This is a genomic window from Brevundimonas vesicularis NBRC 12165, from assembly GCF_001592205.1.
Taxonomy (GTDB): Bacteria; Pseudomonadota; Alphaproteobacteria; order Caulobacterales; family Caulobacteraceae; genus Brevundimonas; species Brevundimonas vesicularis.
In genome coordinates this window covers 64,221-82,511 of sequence record NZ_BCWM01000013.1, presented here as the reverse complement: position 1 = coordinate 82,511, position 18,291 = coordinate 64,221, and the positions used below count along the sequence as shown (strand labels likewise).

Genomic DNA, 18,291 nt, shown 5'->3' with positions numbered 1-18,291 from the left:
CCTTGGGAGAAAAATACCGTCTAATTCGTCTAATCGTCTAAATTGGACGGCGTCAGAGACGGGCGTAGCGTTCCCACAGATCGTCCCCGACGGGCTCGACGCCCAGGCGACGGAACTTGGGGGCGTCGGCCAGCTTTGCAAGAGCCAGGGCGGCGACGCAGGGCCGCCCCTCAACGCCCAGCAGGACTGGGGCGCGGAACCATTCCAGCACATCGACGGCATCGGCGCGCAGGAAAGACGCCGCGACCTGGCCGCCGCCTTCGATCAGAAGCGAGGTTGCGCCGGCGGCTTCCAAGGCTTTCAGCACGGCGGGGATGGTCGGACGACCGTCTTCGGCGGCGATCTGCACCACCTTGGCGGCGCCGATCGCGCGCGGTTCCGCGGCGGTCAGGATCAGGGTGTTTTCGCCCGCGACCTTCGCCGCCTGCGGCGTGCGCAGCCGGCTGTCCAGCACGACGCGCAAGGGCTGATCCACGCTGCGTCCCGGAAGGCGGGCGGTCAGTTCGGGATCGTCGTGCAGAACCGTCTCGACACCGACCAGGATCGCGTCGTAGGCGGCGCGCATGCGGTGACCCTCAAGCCGCGCCGCCTCGCCGGTAATCCACTGGCTTTCGCCCGAGGCCGTGGCGATCCGCCCGTCCAGGGAGGTCGCCAGTTTCAGCGTGACCCGCATCAGGCCTTGCCGGACGGTTCGTCGAACCCTTCGTCGCCCAAGAACTTGGCGAAGTCGCCGGTGTGGCGGAAATCCTTGTACACCGAGGCGTAGCGGACATAGGCCACCTCATCCACGCCCTTCAGCGCCTTCATGATGAAGTCGCCGACCGTGCTGGACGGGATTTCAGTCTCGCCCAGGCTTTCCAGCTGGCGGACGATCCGGTTGACCATCTGCTCGACCTGATCGGCCTGGACCGGGCGTTTGCGCAGGGCCACGCCCAGCGAGCGTTCCAGCTTGTCGCGATCGAAGGGCGTGCGCCGTCCATTGCGTTTCAGGATGACCAGTTCGCGCAGTTGCACACGCTCGAACGTCGTGAAGCGCCCGTTGCAGTTCGGGCAGGACCGGCGGCGTCGGATGGCCGATCCGTCGTCCGACGGCCGGCTGTCCTTCACCTGAGTGTCCTGATGACCGCAAAAAGGGCACTTCATCAGGCAGTTATCCGTAGATCGGGAAGCGGTGCGTCAACTCTCGCACCTGGGCCGCGACGCCTGCGACCACGGCCGGATCGGCTTCGTCGCCGCCGTTCATCGACGAGACGACGTCGGCGATCCAGTGACCGATCTGCTTGAACTCTTCCTCACCGAAGCCGCGCGTGGTGCCGGCCGGCGTGCCTAGGCGGACGCCCGAGGTGACGGTAAACGGGGCGGTGTCGAACGGCACGCCGTTCTTGTTGCAGGTCATCAGCGCCTTTTCGAGCTCATGCTCGGTCGCCTTGCCGGTCACGCCCTTGGGCCGCAGGTCGACCAGCGCCAGGTGGCTGTCGGTGCCGCCCGAGACGATGGCGAGGCCGCGCTCGATGAGGACGCCGGACAGGGCCTGTGCGTTCTTGACCACCTGTTGGGCATAGCCCTTGAACTCGGGCTTCAGCGCCTCGCCGAAGGCCACGGCCTTGGCCGCGATGACGTGTTCCAGCGGGCCGCCTTGCAGGCCGGGGAAGACGGCGGAGTTGATCTTCTTGCCCAGATCAACATCGTTGGACAGGATCATGCCGCCGCGCGGGCCGCGCAAGGTCTTGTGCGTGGTCGTGGTGACGACGTGGGCGTGCGGGATCGGGTCCGGATAGGCGCCGCCGGCGATCAGGCCGGCGTAGTGGGCCATGTCCACCATCAGATAGGCGCCGACGCTGTCGGCGATCTCGCGGAAGCGCTTGAAGTCGATGTGGCGGCTGTAGGCCGAGGCGCCGGCCAGAATCAGCTTGGGCTTCTCGCGCTCGGCCATTTCGGCGACGTGGTCGTAGTCGATCAGGTGGGTGTCTTCACGCACCTTGTAGGTCACAGGGCGGAACCACTTGCCCGACTGGTTCGCCGGCGAACCGTGCGTCAGGTGTCCGCCGCAGGCCAGATCCATGCCCAGGAAGGTGTCGCCGGGTTGCAGTAGGGTGAAGAAGACCGCCTGGTTGGCCTGGGCGCCCGAGTGGGGCTGGACGTTGGCGAAGGCGGCGCCGAACAGCTTTTTCGCCCGCTCGCGCGCCAGGTCCTCGGTGATGTCGACGAACTCGCAACCGCCATAGTAGCGGCGACCGGGATAGCCCTCGGCGTATTTGTTGGTCAGGACCGAACCCTGCGCGTCGAGCACCGCCTGGGAGACGATATTCTCGGAAGCGATCAGCTCGATCTGCTCGCGTTGACGGCCCAGCTCGCCCTGAATGCCCTTGAAGACATCCGGATCGGCGTCAGCGAGCGTCTTGGTGAAATAGGCGTCGTGGGTGAAGGCCGTCACGATGGAATCCCCGAAATCAGAAGCTGGCCTATCTATCCCCAGCCGGGCCCGACCACAACATCTTGTGGTCAGCCTTTGCCCAGTGCCCGCCTTAGCTTGGCGATCGCCACCCGTTCCACGGACTTGGGCTCGTTGACCGGCCCCATAGCGCTGACCTCCCGGCCTGTCGCGACATGGATGGCCGAGCATTTGAGGTAGGGGCCGTTGCGGGTGAACTCGACGATGACCTCTCCGAGGTCGTCGCCCGTCGTCATGCGGCGACGGGTCGGCGCGCCACGTTGCAGTGGGCGAACAGCTTGTCCATCGCCTGGACCAGATGATCCATCATGGCGTCGGTGTGGTTCGGCGACGGCGTGAAACGCAGGCGCTCGGTCCCCTTGGGCACAGTCGGATAGTTGATCGGCTGAACATAGACGCCGTACTCGTCCAGCAGCATGTCCGAGATCATCTTGCAGTGGACCGGATCACCGACGTGGACCGGCACGATATGGCTCTCGCTTTCCATCACGGGGATGCCGGCCGCGGCGAAGCGGGCCTTGAGCGTCGCGGCGCGCTCTTGATGCTGGACGCGCAGTTCGGGGTGGGCCTTCAGGTGACGAACAGAAGCCAAGGCGCCGGCGGTCAGGGCCGGCGGCAGCGAAGTGGTGAAGATGAAGCCCGAGGCCCAGCTGCGCACCGCATCGATGATCATGGCGTCGGCGGCGATATAGCCGCCCATCACGCCGATCGCCTTGCCCAGGGTGCATTCGATGATGTTGATCTGGTCCAGCACGCCGTCGCGCTCGGCGACACCCGCGCCGGTTTCGCCATACAGGCCAACCGCATGGACCTCGTCCAGATAGGTCAGGGCGCCGTATTTCTTGGCCAGGGCGATAGTGCCAGCCAGATCGGCGATGTCGCCGTCCATCGAATAGACGCTCTCAAACGCGATCAGCTTGGGCGCATCGGCCGGCGCCGCCGCCAGCAGGGCCTCCAGATGCGCCAGATCGTTGTGCATGAAGACGTGACGCTCGCCGCCGCCGTGGCGGATGCCGGCGATCATCGAGGCATGGTTCAGCGAATCGGAGAAGGTGATCAGGCCCGGCAAGATCTTCTGCAGGGTCGACAGCGTCGCTTCGTTGCCGACATAGCCCGAGGTGAACAGCAGAGCCGCTTCCTTCTGGTGCCAGTGGGCCAGCTCCGCTTCGAGATCGACGGCGGAGCGGGTCGTGCCGGAGATGTTGCGCGTGCCGCCGGCGCCGGCGCCCACCGCATCGATCTCATTGTGCATGGCGTCCAGCACGACGGGGTGCTGGCCCATGCCGAGATAGTCGTTGGAGCACCAGATGACGACGTCCTGCTCGGAGCCATCCTCGCGGCGACGCACAGCCTGCGGAAACTGGCCGCGCACGCGCTTCAGATCGGCGAAGACGCGATAGCGTCCTTCGCTGCGAACCTGCTCCACCGAGCTATTAAAGGCGGCCTTATAGTCAAACAAACTACGCGTTCTTTCGCTTATGGCGATGTCTTTGCGTTGTTTGCTCTCCCGAAGCGGGCTTGTCCATGTCCGCCGCATGGACAAAACGCCCCAAACCCTTAATTGATAACGGTTCTCAGTATCGAGATTGATCAGCCCGGCTTGCGGAAGCGATAGACGAACTGGTCTGTCTTGCCGCGGATCTTCTCGTCGAAGACGTTCAGGCTGTGGTCGTCTGCGGGATTGGCGACGGCCTGGCTCTCGCCCTCATAAACGAAGCCCGCCGCTTCGACCTCGCGCTTCAGATAGTCGCCTTCGATGCGGTGCAGGGTCTGGACCGCCGAGATGCCCGTGCCGGGCGCGGCTTCATGGTCGATCAGGATGTAGCGGCCGCCGGGCTTGAGCGCCGCAAACACCGCCGCGTTCATCTTAGCCACGTCGGTGTTGAAGCCGGGGATATGGAAGTCGTGATATTCCTGGCTCATGAAGATCATGTCCAGCGGCTCGGCGTAGGTCATGGAGTCCAGCAGGCCGTTGACCCGCGTCACGTTCGAATAGGCGGCGACAAGTGCATCGGCCCCGGCGTTCTCGCGCGCCATCGTCCGCTCGGGCACGAAGGCGTAGACGCGGCCGGTCGGGCCGACCACGTCGGAGAACAGACGCGTGAAATAGCCGGCGCCGGGGCGAATGTCGGCGACCTTGTCGCCCGGCTCGAGTTGAGCGAAGGCGAGAATCTCGGCCGGATGGCGCAGCGGATCACGCGCGACCTCTTCGGCCGGACGCTTGGGATCGGCGACCGCATCGGCATAGAGACTGGAATAGCCCGCCGGCTGCGCGTCGGCCGCCGGGGCGACGACGGTCCGCTCTCCGCCGTCCGAGTCGATGATGATGCAGCCGGACAGACCTGCCGCCAGAATCAGGGCCGTTGCACCCGCCGCCAATTTCCCGATCATCATCGTCTCCATCGATTTGTCGCGATAGGCTCGCATTTCGCCGATCCGCGCAAGCCGTCATCACGCACGAAACGATCCGACGCATCACGCGATTTGCGCATCGGTCGTTGCGGCGCTAGTCCGACGCTGGATTTTCCAAGGTCTCGCCATGCTTCCCTATCAGCCCGCCCCCTTCCCGCTCGCCCGTCCGCGCCGCCTGCGGTCCAGCCCGTGGGTGCGGCGGCTGGTGGCGGAAACGACCCTGACGCCGGCCGATCTGATCTGGCCGTTGATCGTCCATGACGGGGCCGAGGATCGCGTCCCTGTCGCCTCCATGCCCGCCGTGTTTCGGCTTTCCCCCAAGGCGGCGGCGACTGCGGCGGTCGAGGCGCGCGACCTCGGCATTCCGATGGTGGCCCTGTTTCCCAATGTCGATGGCGCGATCAAGGATGCGGTCGGCACCGGCGCGACCGACCCCGACGGCCTGATCCCCGACTGCATCAAGGCGATCAAGGACGCCGCGCCCGAGATCGGCGTCATGACCGACGTCGCCCTGGACTGCTACACCGACCATGGCCACGACGGAGTGATGGAAGGCGACCGGATCGCCAACGACGCCTCGCTGGACCGTCTGGCCGAACAGGCCTTCATCCACGCCCATGCCGGCGCCGATGTCGTGGCCCCGTCGGACATGATGGATGGCCGCATCCAGGCGGTGCGAGAGGCGCTGGAGGCCAACGGGTTTCAGGAAACGCTGATCCTGTCATACGCCGCCAAGTTCGCCTCGGCCTTCTATGGTCCCTATCGCGACGCCGTGGGCTCCTCGGCGATGCTGAAGGGCGACAAGAAGACCTATCAGATGGATTACGCCAACTCCGACGAGGCGCTGAAGGAGGTGGCGATGGACCTGTCGGAAGGCGCCGATGCGGTGATGGTCAAGCCGGGCATGCCGTATCTGGATATCGTCCGACGCGTGGCCGAGACCTTCCGCGTGCCGACCTTCGCCTATCAGGTGTCGGGCGAATATTCGATGATGCAGGCCTCCATCGCCAATGGCTGGCTGGACCAGGACCGTGCGATCCTCGAAACCCTGCACGGGTTCAAGCGCGCGGGTTGCGCTGGCGTGCTGACCTATTTCGCACCGCAGGCAGCACGGCTGCTGGGCTGATGGGCGTGGAGATTCGGCCGATCACGGAGGCCGACTGGCCGGGCCTTTGGCCGATCATCGAGACCGTCACCCGCGCGGGCGAGACCTATACCTATCCGCTGGACATGACCGAGGCGCAGGCGCGCGCCATGTGGACCTCGCCGGCGCCCGGCGGAACCTTGGTGGCGGTCGAGAATGGCCAGGTGCTGGGCGCCGCCAAGATCATTCCGAACCAGCAGGGAAACGGCGCCCACGTCGCCAACGGCAGCTTCATGGTCGCGCCCGAAGCGCGCGGGCGCGGCGTGGCCCGCAGTTTGGGCGAAGCCGCGCTTGCTTTTGCGCGGGATGCGGGCTTCCGATTCATGCAGTTCAACGCCGTGGTCGAGACCAATACCGTGGCCGTCACCCTTTGGAAGAAGCTGGGCTTCGAGATCGTGGGCACGGTTCCCGAAGCGTTCGATCACCCGATGCACGGCCTGGTCGGCCTGCACATCATGCACCGCCGGCTCTAGGCGTCAGTCGCGGAGTTGCAGTCGCGCCGCCAGACTGGACGTGTCCCAGCGGTTTCCGCCCATGGCCTGAACCTCGGCGTAGAACTGATCGACCAGGGCCGTCAGAGACAGGCGCGCGCCGTTCGTGCGCGCCTCGTCCAGCACCAGACCCAGGTCCTTGCGCATCCAGTCTACGGCGAAGCCGAAGTCGAACTCGCCCTTGGCCGCCGTCCTCCAGCGATTGTCCATCTGCCAGCTTTGCGCGGCGCCCTTGGACACGGCCTCATAGGCGGCGTCGGTGTCCAGTCCCGCGACCTGGGCGAAGTGGACCGCCTCGGCCAAGCCTTGGACGACGCCGGCGATGGCGATCTGGTTGACCATCTTGGTCAGCTGGCCTGACCCGGCCGGTCCCATATGTTTGATGGCCTTGGAATAGGCCTTCACCACGGGCTCGACCTTCGCCAGGGCGGCGGCGTCCCCGCCGGCCATGACACTGAGTTGTCCGTTCTCGGCTCCCGCCTGGCCGCCCGACACCGGTGCGTCAATGAACGACTTGCCCTGCTCGTTCGCCAGTTCGGCCATTTCGCGCGCCACCTTGGCCGAGGTCGTGGTGTGATCGACGATCACGGCGGCCTCCGACAGATGCGGCAAGGCCTCGGTCACCACGGCCCGCACGTCGTCGTCATTACCGACGCACAGGATGAACAGGTCGACGCCCCGGGCCGCCTCAGCCACCGTCGCCGCCGCCTTGCCGCCCGTCGCCGCAGCCCAGGCCTCGGCCTTTGACGCAGTACGATTGAAGCCGGTCACGTCGTGGCCCGCCTCGATCAGATGACGGGCCATCGGGGCGCCCATGACGCCCAGGCCGGCGAATGCGATCTTCATGACAGGCTCCTTGATCCTGCCGTCGGACTAGGCCCCGCCGCGCCGGGGTTCAAGGTCAACGCCCGGTTAACCTTGGCCAGCCCACAATGGGACACCATTCGTCGGGGTGCGCGTCCATGTCCGTGAGCGATCGTCCGATCCTCATCAAGAAGGTGAAGAAGGTCTCCGGCGGAGGCCACCACGGCGGTGCGTGGAAGGTGGCCTATGCGGACTTCGTGACCGCCATGATGGCCTTCTTCCTGCTGATGTGGCTGATCAACACCACCGACCCGGAGCAGAAGCGCGGCATCGCCGAGTATTTCGCGCCCGCCAGCGTGTCCGAGACGACCTCGGGCTCCGGCGGTATTCTGGGCGGCACATCGCTGGGCGACGACGGCGTCAAGAGCGCCGGCTCGCAGTCCGTGCTGGAAGAACTGGCGCCCGAGGCGCCCGCGACCGATCAGACCGGCTCCAGCCTGTCGTCCGCCAGCGACGCGGCTCTCCAGGCCGAGATCCAGAAGCGCGAGGCCGCCGAGTTCGCCAGCGCCGCCGAATCACTGCGCCAGGCCATGCAGTCGATGCCAGAACTGGCCGAACTGTCGAAACAGCTGATCGTAGACCAGACCCCCGAGGGGCTGCGCATCCAGCTGGTCGATCAGGAAGGCCGGTCGATGTTCGACAACAACTCTGCTCGCCCGAATGCCCGCGCCCAGGTGCTGCTGCGCGCCGTGGCCAAGGTGATCAACCAGTTGCCGAACCGCATCTCCATCACTGGACACACCAGCGCGGCGCCCGGCTCAAGCCGCGCCAGCGCCCCTGCGGACTGGAGCCTGTCGTCCGAACGTGCCAACGGTTCGCGTCTGGTGCTGCAAGGTTCGGGCGTCGATCCCGACCGGGTCTATTCGGTGGCGGGCAAGGCGGGGTCAGACCCCCTCTACCCCGACGATCCGACCCTGGCCGGTAACCGCCGCATCGCAATCGTCTTGTTGCGCGAGGCGCCGGTCCTGCCGTCGGACACCTCGCTGTGACGCGGCTCGGCTGCAACGCGAACAGGCTTGCAGCCGGAACACGGATGACGCCAAATCGAACGATGAGCGTTGTATCGTCGCAATATTGGCAAGATCGGATGCGGACCTGAGGCCGTGACCCAGCACGTACCGACCCGACAACTGCGCTTCTTCATGACCTCGGTCGCGCCCTGCCCCTATCTGCCGGGAAAGACGGAGCGGAAGGTTTTCGCCAACCTGCCCTTCTCGGACGGCGCGCACGTCAACGACGAACTGACGTTGGCGGGTTTTCGCCGCAGCCAGAACATCGCCTATCGCCCGGCCTGTGAGGCGTGCGACGCCTGCGTTTCGGTGCGGCTGCCGGTGCCGGAGTTCGCCTTCACCCGTTCGCAGCGCAAGGTTCTGGCCCGCAACGCCGACCTGTCGCGTGACCTGGTCGAAGCGGAGGCGACGACTGAGCAGTTCCAGCTTCTGCGCCGCTACCTGACCACGCGCCATCCGACCGGCGGCATGAGCGACATGGGCTGGCTGGATTACGTCGCCATGGTCGAGGATACGGCCGTGCGAACCCATCTGATCGAATACCGCCTGCCCTCTACAGACGGTGGGCCGGGCGATCTGGTCGCCGTAACGCTGACGGACCTGCTGAAAGACGGTCTGTCGATGGTCTACAGCTTCTATGATCCGACGATGGAGCGGCGCAGCCTGGGCCGGTTCGCCATCCTGGATCATGTGCGCCAGGCCGCCATCGTCGGCCTGCCGTTCGTCTATCTCGGCTATTGGGTCCAGGGCTCGGCCAAGATGGACTACAAGGCCGACTTCCGCCCGATGGAAACTCTCGGCAAGCTCGGCTGGTCACGCCGCGACGCCTGAGGCGCCCTTCGCCGCAGCCGGTTCAAATCATCATCGAAGCATCCTATGTGGGCGGCGACATTACGGAGCCGCGTCTTGCTGATTGTTCTTTCCCCGGCCAAGCGCCTCGATTTCACCGAAGCCGATGCGGCTATTCCCGGCAGTGACCGCCGGTTCGTCGAAGATACAGCCAGCCTGTCCAAGACCGCCAAGCGCCAGACCAAGGCGGACCTGCGTCGGCTGATGGGGATTTCCGACGATCTGGCGACCCTGAACGCCGCGCGCTTCAAGGCTTTCGATCCTGAATCGACCGAGGGTGTTCAGGCGGCCTTCGCCTTTGCCGGCGATGTGTATGAGGGTTTGAAAGCGCGTGAACTGGACGCCGACGCCTTGGCTTTCGCCCAGGACCATTTGCGCATCCTGTCCGGCTTCTATGGCCTGCTGCGTCCATTGGACCGGATTCAGCCCTATCGCCTGGAGATGGGCACGCGGCTGAAGACGCGTCGCGGCGCGAGCCTGTACGACTTCTGGGGCGACCGGATTTCCAAACAACTGAACGAAGACGCCGAAGGCCAGCCGGATCCGACGCTGGTGAATCTGGCCAGCCAGGAATATTTCGGGGCCGTCGATGCAAAGGCTCTGAAACTGCCGGTCGTCACGCCCCAGTTCCGGGAAGAGAAGAACGGCGAGAGCCGCATCATCTCCTTCTTCGCCAAGAAGGCGCGCGGGGCCATGGCGCGGTTCGCGATCGACGAGCGCGTGGAACGGGTCGCGGACCTGAAGGCTTTCGACCGCGACGGTTATGCGTTCGACAAGGCCGCCTCGACCGACGCCGAGTGGATATTCATCAGATCGGGAAATTCTTGATCCCGACATCGACCTCCCGCTAATCTCGCCAAAACAAACGAAGGGGCGGATTCATGTCGCAAGAGCCTAAGGACTCCACGGGCGCTGACGGTCGGGCGGCACGCGGTATCGGCGATCTGAAAGGGCAGGTCGCGGTCATTACGGGCTCGACCTCCGGCATCGGACTGGCTCTGGCGCGCGCCGTGGCGGAAGGCGGCGGTGAAGTCGTTCTGAACGGCCTGGGCGACCCCGCGGAGATCGAGCGCACCCGCGCCGATCTGGAGGCCTCATCCGGCGTTCGCGTCCTCTATCATCCGGCGGACATGACGCGCGGTGACGAAATCGCCGACATGATCGCCTTCGCTGAACGCGAACTGGGCCGCCTGGACATTCTGGTCAACAACGCCGGCATCCAACACGTCGAATCCGTCGAGAACTTCCCCACCAACCAGTGGGAGAAAATCATCGCCATCAACCTGTCGTCGGCCTTTTACGCCACGCGCGCGGCGATCCCGATCATGAAGGCGCAGGGGCGCGGCCGGATCATCAACATGGCCTCTGCGCACGGTCTGGTGGCAAGTCCGTTCAAGTCCGCCTATGTCGCGGCAAAGCACGGCGTCATCGGCTTCACCAAGACCGCAGCGCTGGAACTGGCGCGCGACAACATCACCTGCAACGCCATCTGCCCCGGCTTTGTCGAGACGCCGATCGTGACCAAACAGATCGCGGATCAGGCGCGCACGCGAAACATGACCGAGGAGCAGGTGCTGACGGACGTGATCCTGGCGGCCCAGCCCACAAAGCGGTTCGTCACAACGGAGGAACTGACCGGCATCTTCCTCTACCTGGTCAGCGACCTCGGCGCCTCGGCCAACGGGGCCAGCTTCTCCATCGACGGCGGCTGGACCGCTCAGTAGCGAAGGAAGACGGCGGTCATGGCGATTTTCAAGCGCAAGACCGCCGAAGCGGCGGACACCGTTCCCGCCTCTCCCGCCCGACGTCCCATCTGCCTTGCACTTCAGGGCGGCGGCGCACACGGCGCCTTCCAATGGGGCGTGCTGGATCGTCTGTTGGAAGACGATCGGCTTGATATTCGCGCGGTGTCCGGCGTCTCAGCGGGAGCGATGAACGGCACGGCCTTGGTGTCGGGCCTCGCGTCAGGGGATGGCCGCGCCGCGTTGGACAAGCTCTGGCGAGAGGTCAACCAGTCCGGCGGTCGCAACGTCTTTGGAGACAGCGCGATCTGGAATGCGGCGCGGACGCCCGACTGGATCAAGGATAGCCCATTCTGGCGCGCGGGCGAGACGCTGGCGATGTCGATGAGCCCGTATGAATTCAATCCGCTGAACCATAATCCTCTCAAACGAGTTTTGCAGGCCTCGGTCGATTTCGGCGCTGTTCAGGCTTCGGACATCCGGCTTTTCGTCGCCGCCACCGCTGTGCGCCAAGCGAAAGCGCGCATCTTCCAGACGAATGAGATCAACGCCAATGTCCTGATGGCGTCGGCCTGCCTCCCCCATCTGTTTCAAGCCGTAGAGATCGACGGGGAGCCCTATTGGGACGGCGGCTATCTGACCAATCCGCCGCTGTGGCCGTTGACCGGAGATGACACGCCGGACGACGTGCTGTTGATCACACTCAATCCGATGGTGCGCGACGAGACGCCTAAAAGCGCAGGCGACATCGTCGATCGGCTGAACGAGATCGTCTTCAACGCGCCGCTGGTCGCCGAACTGCGCGCCATCGCCCTGGCGGGTGAACTGATCGAACATGGGCAGTTGCGGGGCGGCGGTGCCGGGCCTTATCGGCACGTCCGACTGCACGCGATCGAGGCGGACGGCTGGCTCTCGGACCTGTCGCTGCGATCCAAGTTCAACACCGAATGGGGTTTCCTCAACGACCTGAAGGCGCGGGGACGTGCGGCCGCCGACGATTGGTTGAACGCGTGCGTGAGCAGCGTCGGACGGCAGTCCAGCGTCGATCTTCAGGCCCGCTTCGGCTAACCGACGAAGCCTGCGGCGCGTCGCAGACGGTCGTTGATGGCTTCACCCAGTCCCGTCGTCGGGATCGGCGACACGGCGATACCCGTCGGCCGTGTGCGGTCGGCCTCGCGCAGCAGTCGGAACAGATTGGCGGCGGCTTCGTGCAGGTCGCCCGACGGGCTCAGGCTCCAGCGTGGCTCGCCGGCTTCGGGGCCAAAGCCGAGCAGGATCTCGCCGTCACGCGCCGCGTCCGCCTCGATGCGAACCGGCGCATCCGGCGCGTAATGCAGGGTCAGTCGCCCGGGCGAACGATGCCCCTCTGCGCCCTCTTCAATGGGACCGACGACCGCCTCGATCTCGGATCGGGTGATGGCGCCTGGACGCAGCAGGGCGACCCGTCCCCCCAGCACCGACACGACCGTGCTTTCCAGACCGACCTGACAAGGCCCGCCATCGACAGCCGCTGAGACTGCAAAGCCCGTCTCCTCGACAGCATCTGTGAAGGTCGTCGGGCTCGGTCGGCCGGAACGATTGGCCGAGGGGGCCACGACTGGGCCGCCGAACGCCGCCAACACTTCCCTCGCCACCGGATGCGCCGGAACACGGATCGCGACGCTGTCCAGTCCGGCGCGCGCCAAGTCGCAGACGCTGCGCGTGTCCAGGATTGGCGTGATCAGGGTGAAGGGTCCGGGCCAGAAAACGTCCGCCAAGGCAAGTCCGAGCGGGCCGAGCTCGCCAATCTTGGCCGCCGCATCGACATCCGCGACATGCGAAATCAGCGGATTGAACTTCGGCCGCCCTTTCGCGGCGAAGATAGCGGCGACCGCCTCGGCATTGCTCGCGTCGGCGCCCAGTCCGTAAACGGTCTCGGTCGGCAGCAGGATCAGATCGCCATTCGCCAGCGCCTGAGCGGCTTGCAGCGGCGTTTGGCTCACGGTCGGCGCGGGATGATCGGGATCATCCGGTGCAGCACATTGTCCCGATCAATGAACTGGTGCTTCAGCGCCGCGATCACATGCAGGGCGATCAAGACATAGAGGCCCTTCACCGCCAGTTCGTGCAGCCCCATCAGGCTGCGCGCCGCTTCACGCCCGCCGCTGACGGGCAGCAGGGGCCAGGAGAAGAGGCCGAACCACTCGATCGCGCGCCCGCCCGCCGATGATGCGAGCCAACCGGTCATCGGAATGACGATCAGAGCCAGGTAAAACAGGACGTGCGTCGCGCGCGCCGCCACCTTCTGCCAGCGCGGCAAGGCGGATGGCAGAGGAATCGCCGGATGCGCCAGGCGCCATCCGATCCGCGCAAGGGTCAGCACCAGGATCGTCAGACCCAGCGACTTGTGCAGCATGACGAACTGGCCCGAAATCGGCCCTTCCGTATTCTCATGCGCAGTGATCAGCAGCACCTGAGCCAGAACGGCGGCGGCGATGCCCCAATGCATCAGCAAGGAAACGACCGAATATCGATTGCGGGGCTCGCCCATGTCTTCCCTTCCGCGACGGCACGGCGTCACCATGCATTCAGCCACTTTGCACTGAGACGGGGCGCGTCGCCAAGACGCTTGCAGCGACAGGCCCCGACGCGGCACTTAGGCCGCAAAGACGATTGAGGAAACCCATGACCTATCGCGCGCCCGTTCGAGACCTGGCCTTCACTCTGGAATCCGTCGCCGGCATGGCCGACTTGGCCGCAACCGGCGCCTTTCCCGACTATGACGCCGACGTCGCCGGCGCCGTTCTGGAGGCGGCGGGACAATTCTCTGAAGAGGTTTTGGCGCCGCTGAACCGGATTGGGGATCAGAAGGGCTCGACCTACGCCAACGGCGCCGTCACCGCCGCGCCCGGATTCGCCGACGCCTATCGCCAGTTCGCGGCCGGCGGCTGGACCGGACTGTCGGCTGCGACCGAAGCGGGCGGACAGGCCCTGCCCAAGGCGCTGGAACTGGCGGCCTACGAGACCGTCCATGCCGCCAACATGGCGTTCGGCCTGTGCCCGATGCTGTCGCTGGCCTCGATCGAGGCGTTGGAGCAGGTCGGGACGGAAGAGCAGAAGGCCAAATATCTGACCAAGCTGGTCAGCGGCGAATGGACCGGCGCCATGGTGCTGACCGAGCCGGGCGCCGGATCGGATCTGGGTTCGCTGATCACCACGGCGACGCCGAACGGCGACGGGACCTATGCGCTGAATGGGCAGAAGATCTACATCACCTGGGGCGACCACGACGCGACCGAAAATATCGTCCATCTGGTGCTGGCTCGCCTGCCGGACGCGCCCAAGGGGCCCAAGGGCATCAGCCTGTTCCTGGCGTCGAAGTTTGCAGTCAAGGAAGACGGCACGCTCGGCGACCGCAACGCCTTCCGCCCGGTCGGCGTCGAGCACAAGCTTGGCATCCACGCCTCGCCGACCTGCGTCATGAGCTATGAAGGGGCGACCGCCGAACTGGTCGGTCAGCCGAACCAGGGCCTGGCCCATATGTTCGTGATGATGAACGCGGCGCGCCTGGCCGTCGGCGTCGAGGGCGTCGGCATCGCCGAACGCGCCTACCAGCACGCCCTCGCCTATGCCTTGGACCGTCGTCAGGGTCGCTCGGTCTGGACCGGCGAGGCCAACGCTCCGATCTTTGACCATCCCGACGTGCGCCGGATGCTCAGCGTCATGAAGGCCAAGATTTCGGCGGCGCGCGCCGTGTGCCTGTCGACCGGCGTCGCCGCCGATCTGGCCAAGCACGCCGGGACCGAAGAGGAACGCCGCCGCTGGAAGGGCCGCGAAGACCTGTTCACTCCGATCGCCAAGGCCTGGTCCACCGATATCGGCTGCGAGGTCGCCTCGATGGGCGTCCAGATCCACGGCGGCATGGGCTTCATCGAGGAGACCGGCGCGGCGCAATACTATCGCGACGCCCGCATCGCCCCGATCTACGAAGGCACCAATGGCATTCAGGCCATGGATCTGGTGGGTCGCAAACTGTCGATGGACGGCGGCGATGCAGCCAAGGCGCTGATCGAGGACATGAAGGCGACGCTGGTCGATCTCGGCAAGCTCTACAGCGGCAAGCCGGTCGAACGGTTCGCTACTGCCATCGAGGCGGTCGAGGACGCGACCCTGTGGCTGCTGGATCAGAAGGCCGATCCCAACGCGGCGGCCGATGTGCTGGCGGCAGCCGACGCCTATCTGAAACTGCTGGGCGATGTGGCCGGTGGCTGGATGCTGGCCAAGGGCGCGCTTGCCGCCAAGGCGAAGCTGAACGTCAAGGACGGCGATCCGGTGTGGCTGCAGGGCAAGCTGGACCTCTACGAAGTCTATGCCGCCAATGTGCTGGGCCACGTCTCCAGCCGCCTGGCGGCCGTGGGTCAGGGCGGCGACCTGCTGCGGCGCATGACGGTGGACGCGCTGGCGGGGTGATCGGCGAAGCGTTTCTTCGTTTGACGTAGATGGGGCCGGACCTTCAAGGTCCGCCCTTCAAACAAGCAGGGAGCGTCCGATGAATCGTCGGCAACTGATCATGTCCACGGCGGCGACCGCCCTCGCCGTCTCGGCCTCCCCCGCGCTCGCCCGTCAGTCCACCGGATCCCCCATGCCTCAGCCGCCCGTCGCCAAGAAAATCCCTGTCGTCATCGAACAACTGGGCCGCACCCGGACCGACGACTATCAGTGGATGAAGGACGACAATTGGCAGGCGGTCCTGCGCGATCCGACCCTGATCAAGGCCGAGGTCAAGGAACACCTGACCGCCGAGAACGCCTACCGCGAGGCCATGATGGCCTCCACCCTGCCCTTGCAGGAGACGATGTTCGCGGAGATGCGCGGCCGCATCAAGGAAGACGACAGCTCAGTTCCCGCGCCGGATGGCGGCTGGAACTACTATGTCGAATACCAGACCGGCGATCAGCACCCCCGCTACATGCGCGTCGAGCGTCAGGGCATCTGGATGGTGGATGGTCAGCCGGTGACGAAAAACTTCGTCATGGCGCCCACGCCTCAACTGCTGCTGGACGCCAACGAGCTGGCCAAGGGCAAGGCCTATTCCGAAGTGTCGGCCGCAAGCCACAGCCCGGATCACAGTCTGTTCGCCTATGCCGAGGACGCCCAAGGTTCCGAGGTTCACAAGATCTACGTCAAGGATCTGGCGACCGGCGAGGTGCTGCCCGAGGTGATCGACAGCGCCACAGGCGACTTCGTTTTCTCGCCGGACAGCCAGTGGATCTTCTGGACCAACCGCGACGATAACGGCCGTCCGGACAAGATCTTCCGTCGCCCGGCGCGCGGCGGCGAGACCACTCTCGTCTATGAGGAAGACGACGACGGCATGTTCATCGGCGTCGGTCGCACCGCCGACGACCAGTTCATCGTTATCGGCATCCAAAATCAGGAAACGTCGGAGGCGCGCTACATCCCGGCTGCGACTCCGACGGCCGAACCCGTTGTGCTCGAGCCGCGCGTGGTGGCGACCCGCTATGACGTTGATCACTGGGGCGACCGCTGGGTGATCCGCACCAATGCGGACGACGCCATCGATTTCAAGATCGTCCAGGCCCCGACCGCAACGCCGGCCAAGGCGAACTGGACCGATCTGGTGCCGCACACGCCGGGCCGCTTCATCGAAGGCCTGGACCTGACCAACGCCCATCTGGCGCGCCAGGAGCGTGCCGACGCCAACACCCGCATCATCATTCGCGACCGCGAAGGCGCCGAGCATGAGATCGCGGTGGACGAACCGGCCTTCGCCCTGTCGCTGGCCGGCGCCTCCGAATACGAGACGACGACCACACGCTACACCTACAACTCGCCCTCGACGCCGACGCAGACGTTCGACTACGACATGGCGTCGCGCGAGCGGACCCTGCGCAAAACGCAGCAGATCCCGTCCGGTCACAACATCGAAGACTATGTGGTCGAGCGGCTGAACGCGCCGGCATCCGACGGTCAGTTGGTGCCGGTGACGGTGCTGCGCCGCAAATCGACGCCCGTCGATGGTTCGGCGCCCCTGCTGCTCTACGGTTACGGCTCCTACGGCATCCCCATGCCGGCCAGCTTCTCGACCAACCGGCTGTCGCTGGTCGATCGCGGCTGGATCTACGCCATCGCCCATATTCGCGGCGGTTCAGACAAGGGCTGGGGCTGGTTCCTCGATGCCCGGAAGATGACGAAGAAGAACACCTTCACCGACTACATCGCCTCCGCCGAACACCTGATCGACAAGAAATACGCCACGGCCGGCAACATCGTGGCCCAGGGCGGATCAGCCGGCGGTCTGCTGATGGGCGCGGTCAACAACATGCGGCCCGATCTGTGGGCCGGGATCATCGGTCAGGTGCCGTTCGTGGACGTGATCAACACCATGTCGGACACCTCCCTGCCGCTGACGCCGCCCGAATGGCCCGAGTGGGGCAATCCGATCGAGGACCCGGCCGCCTACGATTACATGATGAGCTACAGCCCCTACGATCAGGTCGAGCCGAAAGCCTATCCGGCGGTGCTGGCGACAGGCGGCCTGTCCGATCCGCGCGTCACCTACTGGGAGCCGGAGAAGTGGGTGGCCAAGCTTCGACCCGCGACCACCTCGGGCAAGCCTGTGCTGTTGAAGATCAATATGGAGGCCGGTCACGGGGGCGCGGCCGGGCGGTTCGATTATCTGAAGGAAGTCGCCCACGACTACGCCTTCGCCGTCTGGGCCATCGATAAGGGCTGGGAGCAGGCGTGAGCGCACTGACGGTTCGCGACGCTTGTTCCAACGACACCGCCGCAATCACGGCCATCTATGCCGAGAGCGTCGCGAATGGACGCGGCACCTTCGAACTGGAGGCGCCGGACGAGACCGAGATGGCGTCGCGTCTGGCCGCCGTCGCGGCCCTGGGCCTGCCGCGCCTTGTGGTCGAGATCGACGGCGCGGTCGCCGGATACGCCTATGCCGGGCCGTTTCGCACGCGTCAGGCCTATCGCTACATGGTTGAGGACTCGATCTACGTCGCGCCATGGGCCAGGGGACGCGGTGTCGCCGGCGCCCTGCTCGATGCGCTGATCGTTCGGTGCGAAGCGATGGGTCTTCGTCAGATGGTCGCGGTCATCGGTGATGCGGAGAACGTCGGATCAATCGCCCTGCACCGCACGCGCGGCTTCACCGACGCCGGCGTGTTCAAGGCGGCCGGCTGGAAGCACGACGACTGGCGCGACGTGGTGTTCATGCAGCGCGCGCTGAGCGACGGCGGCGCCACAGCGCCCGACGCATGGGGTCTGCCGCTTGTCGACAAGAAGTCGCTGCGCTGACGCATTGCGGCGTCAT

19 protein-coding genes are annotated in these 18,291 nt (G+C 65.5%); 10 read left to right on the top strand and 9 right to left on the bottom strand.

The window, feature by feature from the left end; genetic code table 11:
- Nucleotides 1-52: 52 nt before the first annotated feature.
- From BVE01S_RS11695 to BVE01S_RS11670, 6 genes are all read right to left on the bottom strand, one after another.
- Nucleotides 53-673, bottom strand: a complete 621-nt coding sequence (locus BVE01S_RS11695; protein WP_066627730.1) for a RibD family protein — start codon at nt 671-673, stop codon at nt 53-55.
- Nucleotides 673-1,143, bottom strand: coding sequence for a transcriptional regulator NrdR (nrdR, locus tag BVE01S_RS11690; protein WP_039245113.1), 471 nt, complete (start codon nt 1,141-1,143; stop codon nt 673-675). The genes BVE01S_RS11695 and nrdR overlap by 1 nt, the downstream gene beginning before the upstream one ends.
- Nucleotides 1,144-1,150: 7 nt before the next feature.
- Nucleotides 1,151-2,434, bottom strand: coding sequence for a serine hydroxymethyltransferase (gene glyA / locus BVE01S_RS11685; RefSeq protein ID WP_066627727.1), 1,284 nt, complete (start codon nt 2,432-2,434; stop codon nt 1,151-1,153).
- A gap of 68 nt (nt 2,435-2,502) precedes the next feature.
- Nucleotides 2,503-2,688 carry a DUF6898 family protein gene (locus BVE01S_RS11680; RefSeq protein ID WP_055753617.1) on the bottom strand — a complete coding sequence of 62 codons (186 nt, stop codon included), beginning with the start codon at nt 2,686-2,688 and terminating at the stop codon, nt 2,503-2,505.
- Entirely contained in the window at nt 2,685-3,911 is a 1,227-nt protein-coding gene (gene hemA, locus BVE01S_RS11675; protein WP_066627725.1) for a 5-aminolevulinate synthase, read from the bottom strand. Before hemA ends, BVE01S_RS11680 begins: the two co-directional genes overlap by 4 nt.
- A gap of 131 nt (nt 3,912-4,042) precedes the next feature.
- Entirely contained in the window at nt 4,043-4,843 is an 801-nt protein-coding gene (locus BVE01S_RS11670) for a class I SAM-dependent methyltransferase (protein WP_244878378.1), read from the bottom strand.
- 148 nt (nt 4,844-4,991) lie between these two features.
- Here BVE01S_RS11670 and hemB point away from each other — a divergent pair, with 148 nt between their 5' ends.
- Nucleotides 4,992-5,990 (top strand): porphobilinogen synthase, encoded by a 999-nt coding sequence (gene hemB, locus BVE01S_RS11665; protein WP_066627719.1) that lies wholly within the window; start codon nt 4,992-4,994, stop codon nt 5,988-5,990.
- On the top strand, nt 5,990-6,481 hold the full coding sequence (locus BVE01S_RS11660; protein WP_066627716.1) for a GNAT family N-acetyltransferase: 492 nt from the start codon (nt 5,990-5,992) through the stop codon (nt 6,479-6,481). The genes hemB and BVE01S_RS11660 overlap by 1 nt, the downstream gene beginning before the upstream one ends.
- Nucleotides 6,482-6,484: 3 nt before the next feature.
- Here BVE01S_RS11660 and BVE01S_RS11655 read toward each other — a convergent pair whose 3' ends face one another.
- Nucleotides 6,485-7,345 carry an NAD(P)-dependent oxidoreductase gene (locus BVE01S_RS11655; RefSeq protein ID WP_066627713.1) on the bottom strand — a complete coding sequence of 287 codons (861 nt, stop codon included), beginning with the start codon at nt 7,343-7,345 and terminating at the stop codon, nt 6,485-6,487.
- A 116-nt stretch (nt 7,346-7,461) separates the two neighbouring features.
- Between BVE01S_RS11655 and BVE01S_RS11650 the strand changes: the two genes are divergently transcribed.
- From BVE01S_RS11650 to BVE01S_RS11630, 5 genes are all read left to right on the top strand, one after another.
- On the top strand, nt 7,462-8,352 hold the full coding sequence (locus BVE01S_RS11650) for a flagellar motor protein MotB (protein ID WP_045811177.1): 891 nt from the start codon (nt 7,462-7,464) through the stop codon (nt 8,350-8,352).
- A gap of 114 nt (nt 8,353-8,466) precedes the next feature.
- Complete coding sequence (locus BVE01S_RS11645) at nt 8,467-9,204, top strand: arginyltransferase (RefSeq protein WP_066551582.1); 738 nt, start codon at nt 8,467-8,469, stop codon at nt 9,202-9,204.
- A gap of 75 nt (nt 9,205-9,279) precedes the next feature.
- On the top strand, nt 9,280-10,050 hold the full coding sequence (yaaA, locus tag BVE01S_RS11640; RefSeq protein ID WP_066627710.1) for a peroxide stress protein YaaA: 771 nt from the start codon (nt 9,280-9,282) through the stop codon (nt 10,048-10,050).
- 53 nt (nt 10,051-10,103) lie between these two features.
- Complete coding sequence (locus BVE01S_RS11635) at nt 10,104-10,946, top strand: 3-hydroxybutyrate dehydrogenase (protein ID WP_066627707.1); 843 nt, start codon at nt 10,104-10,106, stop codon at nt 10,944-10,946.
- 18 nt (nt 10,947-10,964) lie between these two features.
- Entirely contained in the window at nt 10,965-12,032 is a 1,068-nt protein-coding gene (locus tag BVE01S_RS11630) for a patatin-like phospholipase family protein (protein WP_084375390.1), read from the top strand.
- Here the strand turns inward: BVE01S_RS11630 and BVE01S_RS11625 are convergent.
- Nucleotides 12,029-12,946: an L-threonylcarbamoyladenylate synthase gene (locus tag BVE01S_RS11625; protein ID WP_066627704.1), complete on the bottom strand. Its 918-nt coding sequence runs from the start codon at nt 12,944-12,946 to the stop codon at nt 12,029-12,031. The genes BVE01S_RS11630 and BVE01S_RS11625 overlap by 4 nt on opposite strands.
- Entirely contained in the window at nt 12,943-13,494 is a 552-nt protein-coding gene (locus tag BVE01S_RS11620; protein ID WP_017503932.1) for a cytochrome b, read from the bottom strand. Before BVE01S_RS11620 ends, BVE01S_RS11625 begins: the two co-directional genes overlap by 4 nt.
- Nucleotides 13,495-13,628: 134 nt before the next feature.
- Here BVE01S_RS11620 and BVE01S_RS11615 point away from each other — a divergent pair, with 134 nt between their 5' ends.
- From BVE01S_RS11615 to BVE01S_RS11605, 3 genes are all read left to right on the top strand, one after another.
- Nucleotides 13,629-15,413: an acyl-CoA dehydrogenase gene (locus tag BVE01S_RS11615; protein ID WP_066627701.1), complete on the top strand. Its 1,785-nt coding sequence runs from the start codon at nt 13,629-13,631 to the stop codon at nt 15,411-15,413.
- Between the two features lie 79 nt (nt 15,414-15,492).
- Nucleotides 15,493-17,712, top strand: a complete 2,220-nt coding sequence (locus BVE01S_RS11610; RefSeq protein WP_066627699.1) for a S9 family peptidase — start codon at nt 15,493-15,495, stop codon at nt 17,710-17,712.
- 5 nt (nt 17,713-17,717) lie between these two features.
- Complete coding sequence (locus tag BVE01S_RS11605) at nt 17,718-18,275, top strand: GNAT family N-acetyltransferase (RefSeq protein ID WP_084375394.1); 558 nt, start codon at nt 17,718-17,720, stop codon at nt 18,273-18,275.
- Nucleotides 18,276-18,291 lie beyond the last annotated feature (16 nt).

Coding starts and splice junctions, on each gene's coding strand:
- BVE01S_RS11670 (WP_244878378.1), bottom strand. CDS start 4,843: ATGATCGGGAAATTGGCGGCGGGTGCAACGGCCCTGATTCTGGCGGCA.
- BVE01S_RS11630 (WP_084375390.1), top strand. CDS start 10,965: ATGGCGATTTTCAAGCGCAAGACCGCCGAAGCGGCGGACACCGTTCCC.
- BVE01S_RS11655 (WP_066627713.1), bottom strand. CDS start 7,345: ATGAAGATCGCATTCGCCGGCCTGGGCGTCATGGGCGCCCCGATGGCC.
- BVE01S_RS11695 (WP_066627730.1), bottom strand. CDS start 673: ATGCGGGTCACGCTGAAACTGGCGACCTCCCTGGACGGGCGGATCGCC.
- BVE01S_RS11650 (WP_045811177.1), top strand. CDS start 7,462: ATGTCCGTGAGCGATCGTCCGATCCTCATCAAGAAGGTGAAGAAGGTC.
- BVE01S_RS11615 (WP_066627701.1), top strand. CDS start 13,629: ATGACCTATCGCGCGCCCGTTCGAGACCTGGCCTTCACTCTGGAATCC.
- hemB (WP_066627719.1), top strand. CDS start 4,992: ATGCTTCCCTATCAGCCCGCCCCCTTCCCGCTCGCCCGTCCGCGCCGC.
- BVE01S_RS11680 (WP_055753617.1), bottom strand. CDS start 2,688: ATGACGACGGGCGACGACCTCGGAGAGGTCATCGTCGAGTTCACCCGC.
- BVE01S_RS11610 (WP_066627699.1), top strand. CDS start 15,493: ATGAATCGTCGGCAACTGATCATGTCCACGGCGGCGACCGCCCTCGCC.
- BVE01S_RS11620 (WP_017503932.1), bottom strand. CDS start 13,494: ATGGGCGAGCCCCGCAATCGATATTCGGTCGTTTCCTTGCTGATGCAT.
- BVE01S_RS11660 (WP_066627716.1), top strand. CDS start 5,990: ATGGGCGTGGAGATTCGGCCGATCACGGAGGCCGACTGGCCGGGCCTT.
- nrdR (WP_039245113.1), bottom strand. CDS start 1,143: ATGAAGTGCCCTTTTTGCGGTCATCAGGACACTCAGGTGAAGGACAGC.
- BVE01S_RS11635 (WP_066627707.1), top strand. CDS start 10,104: ATGTCGCAAGAGCCTAAGGACTCCACGGGCGCTGACGGTCGGGCGGCA.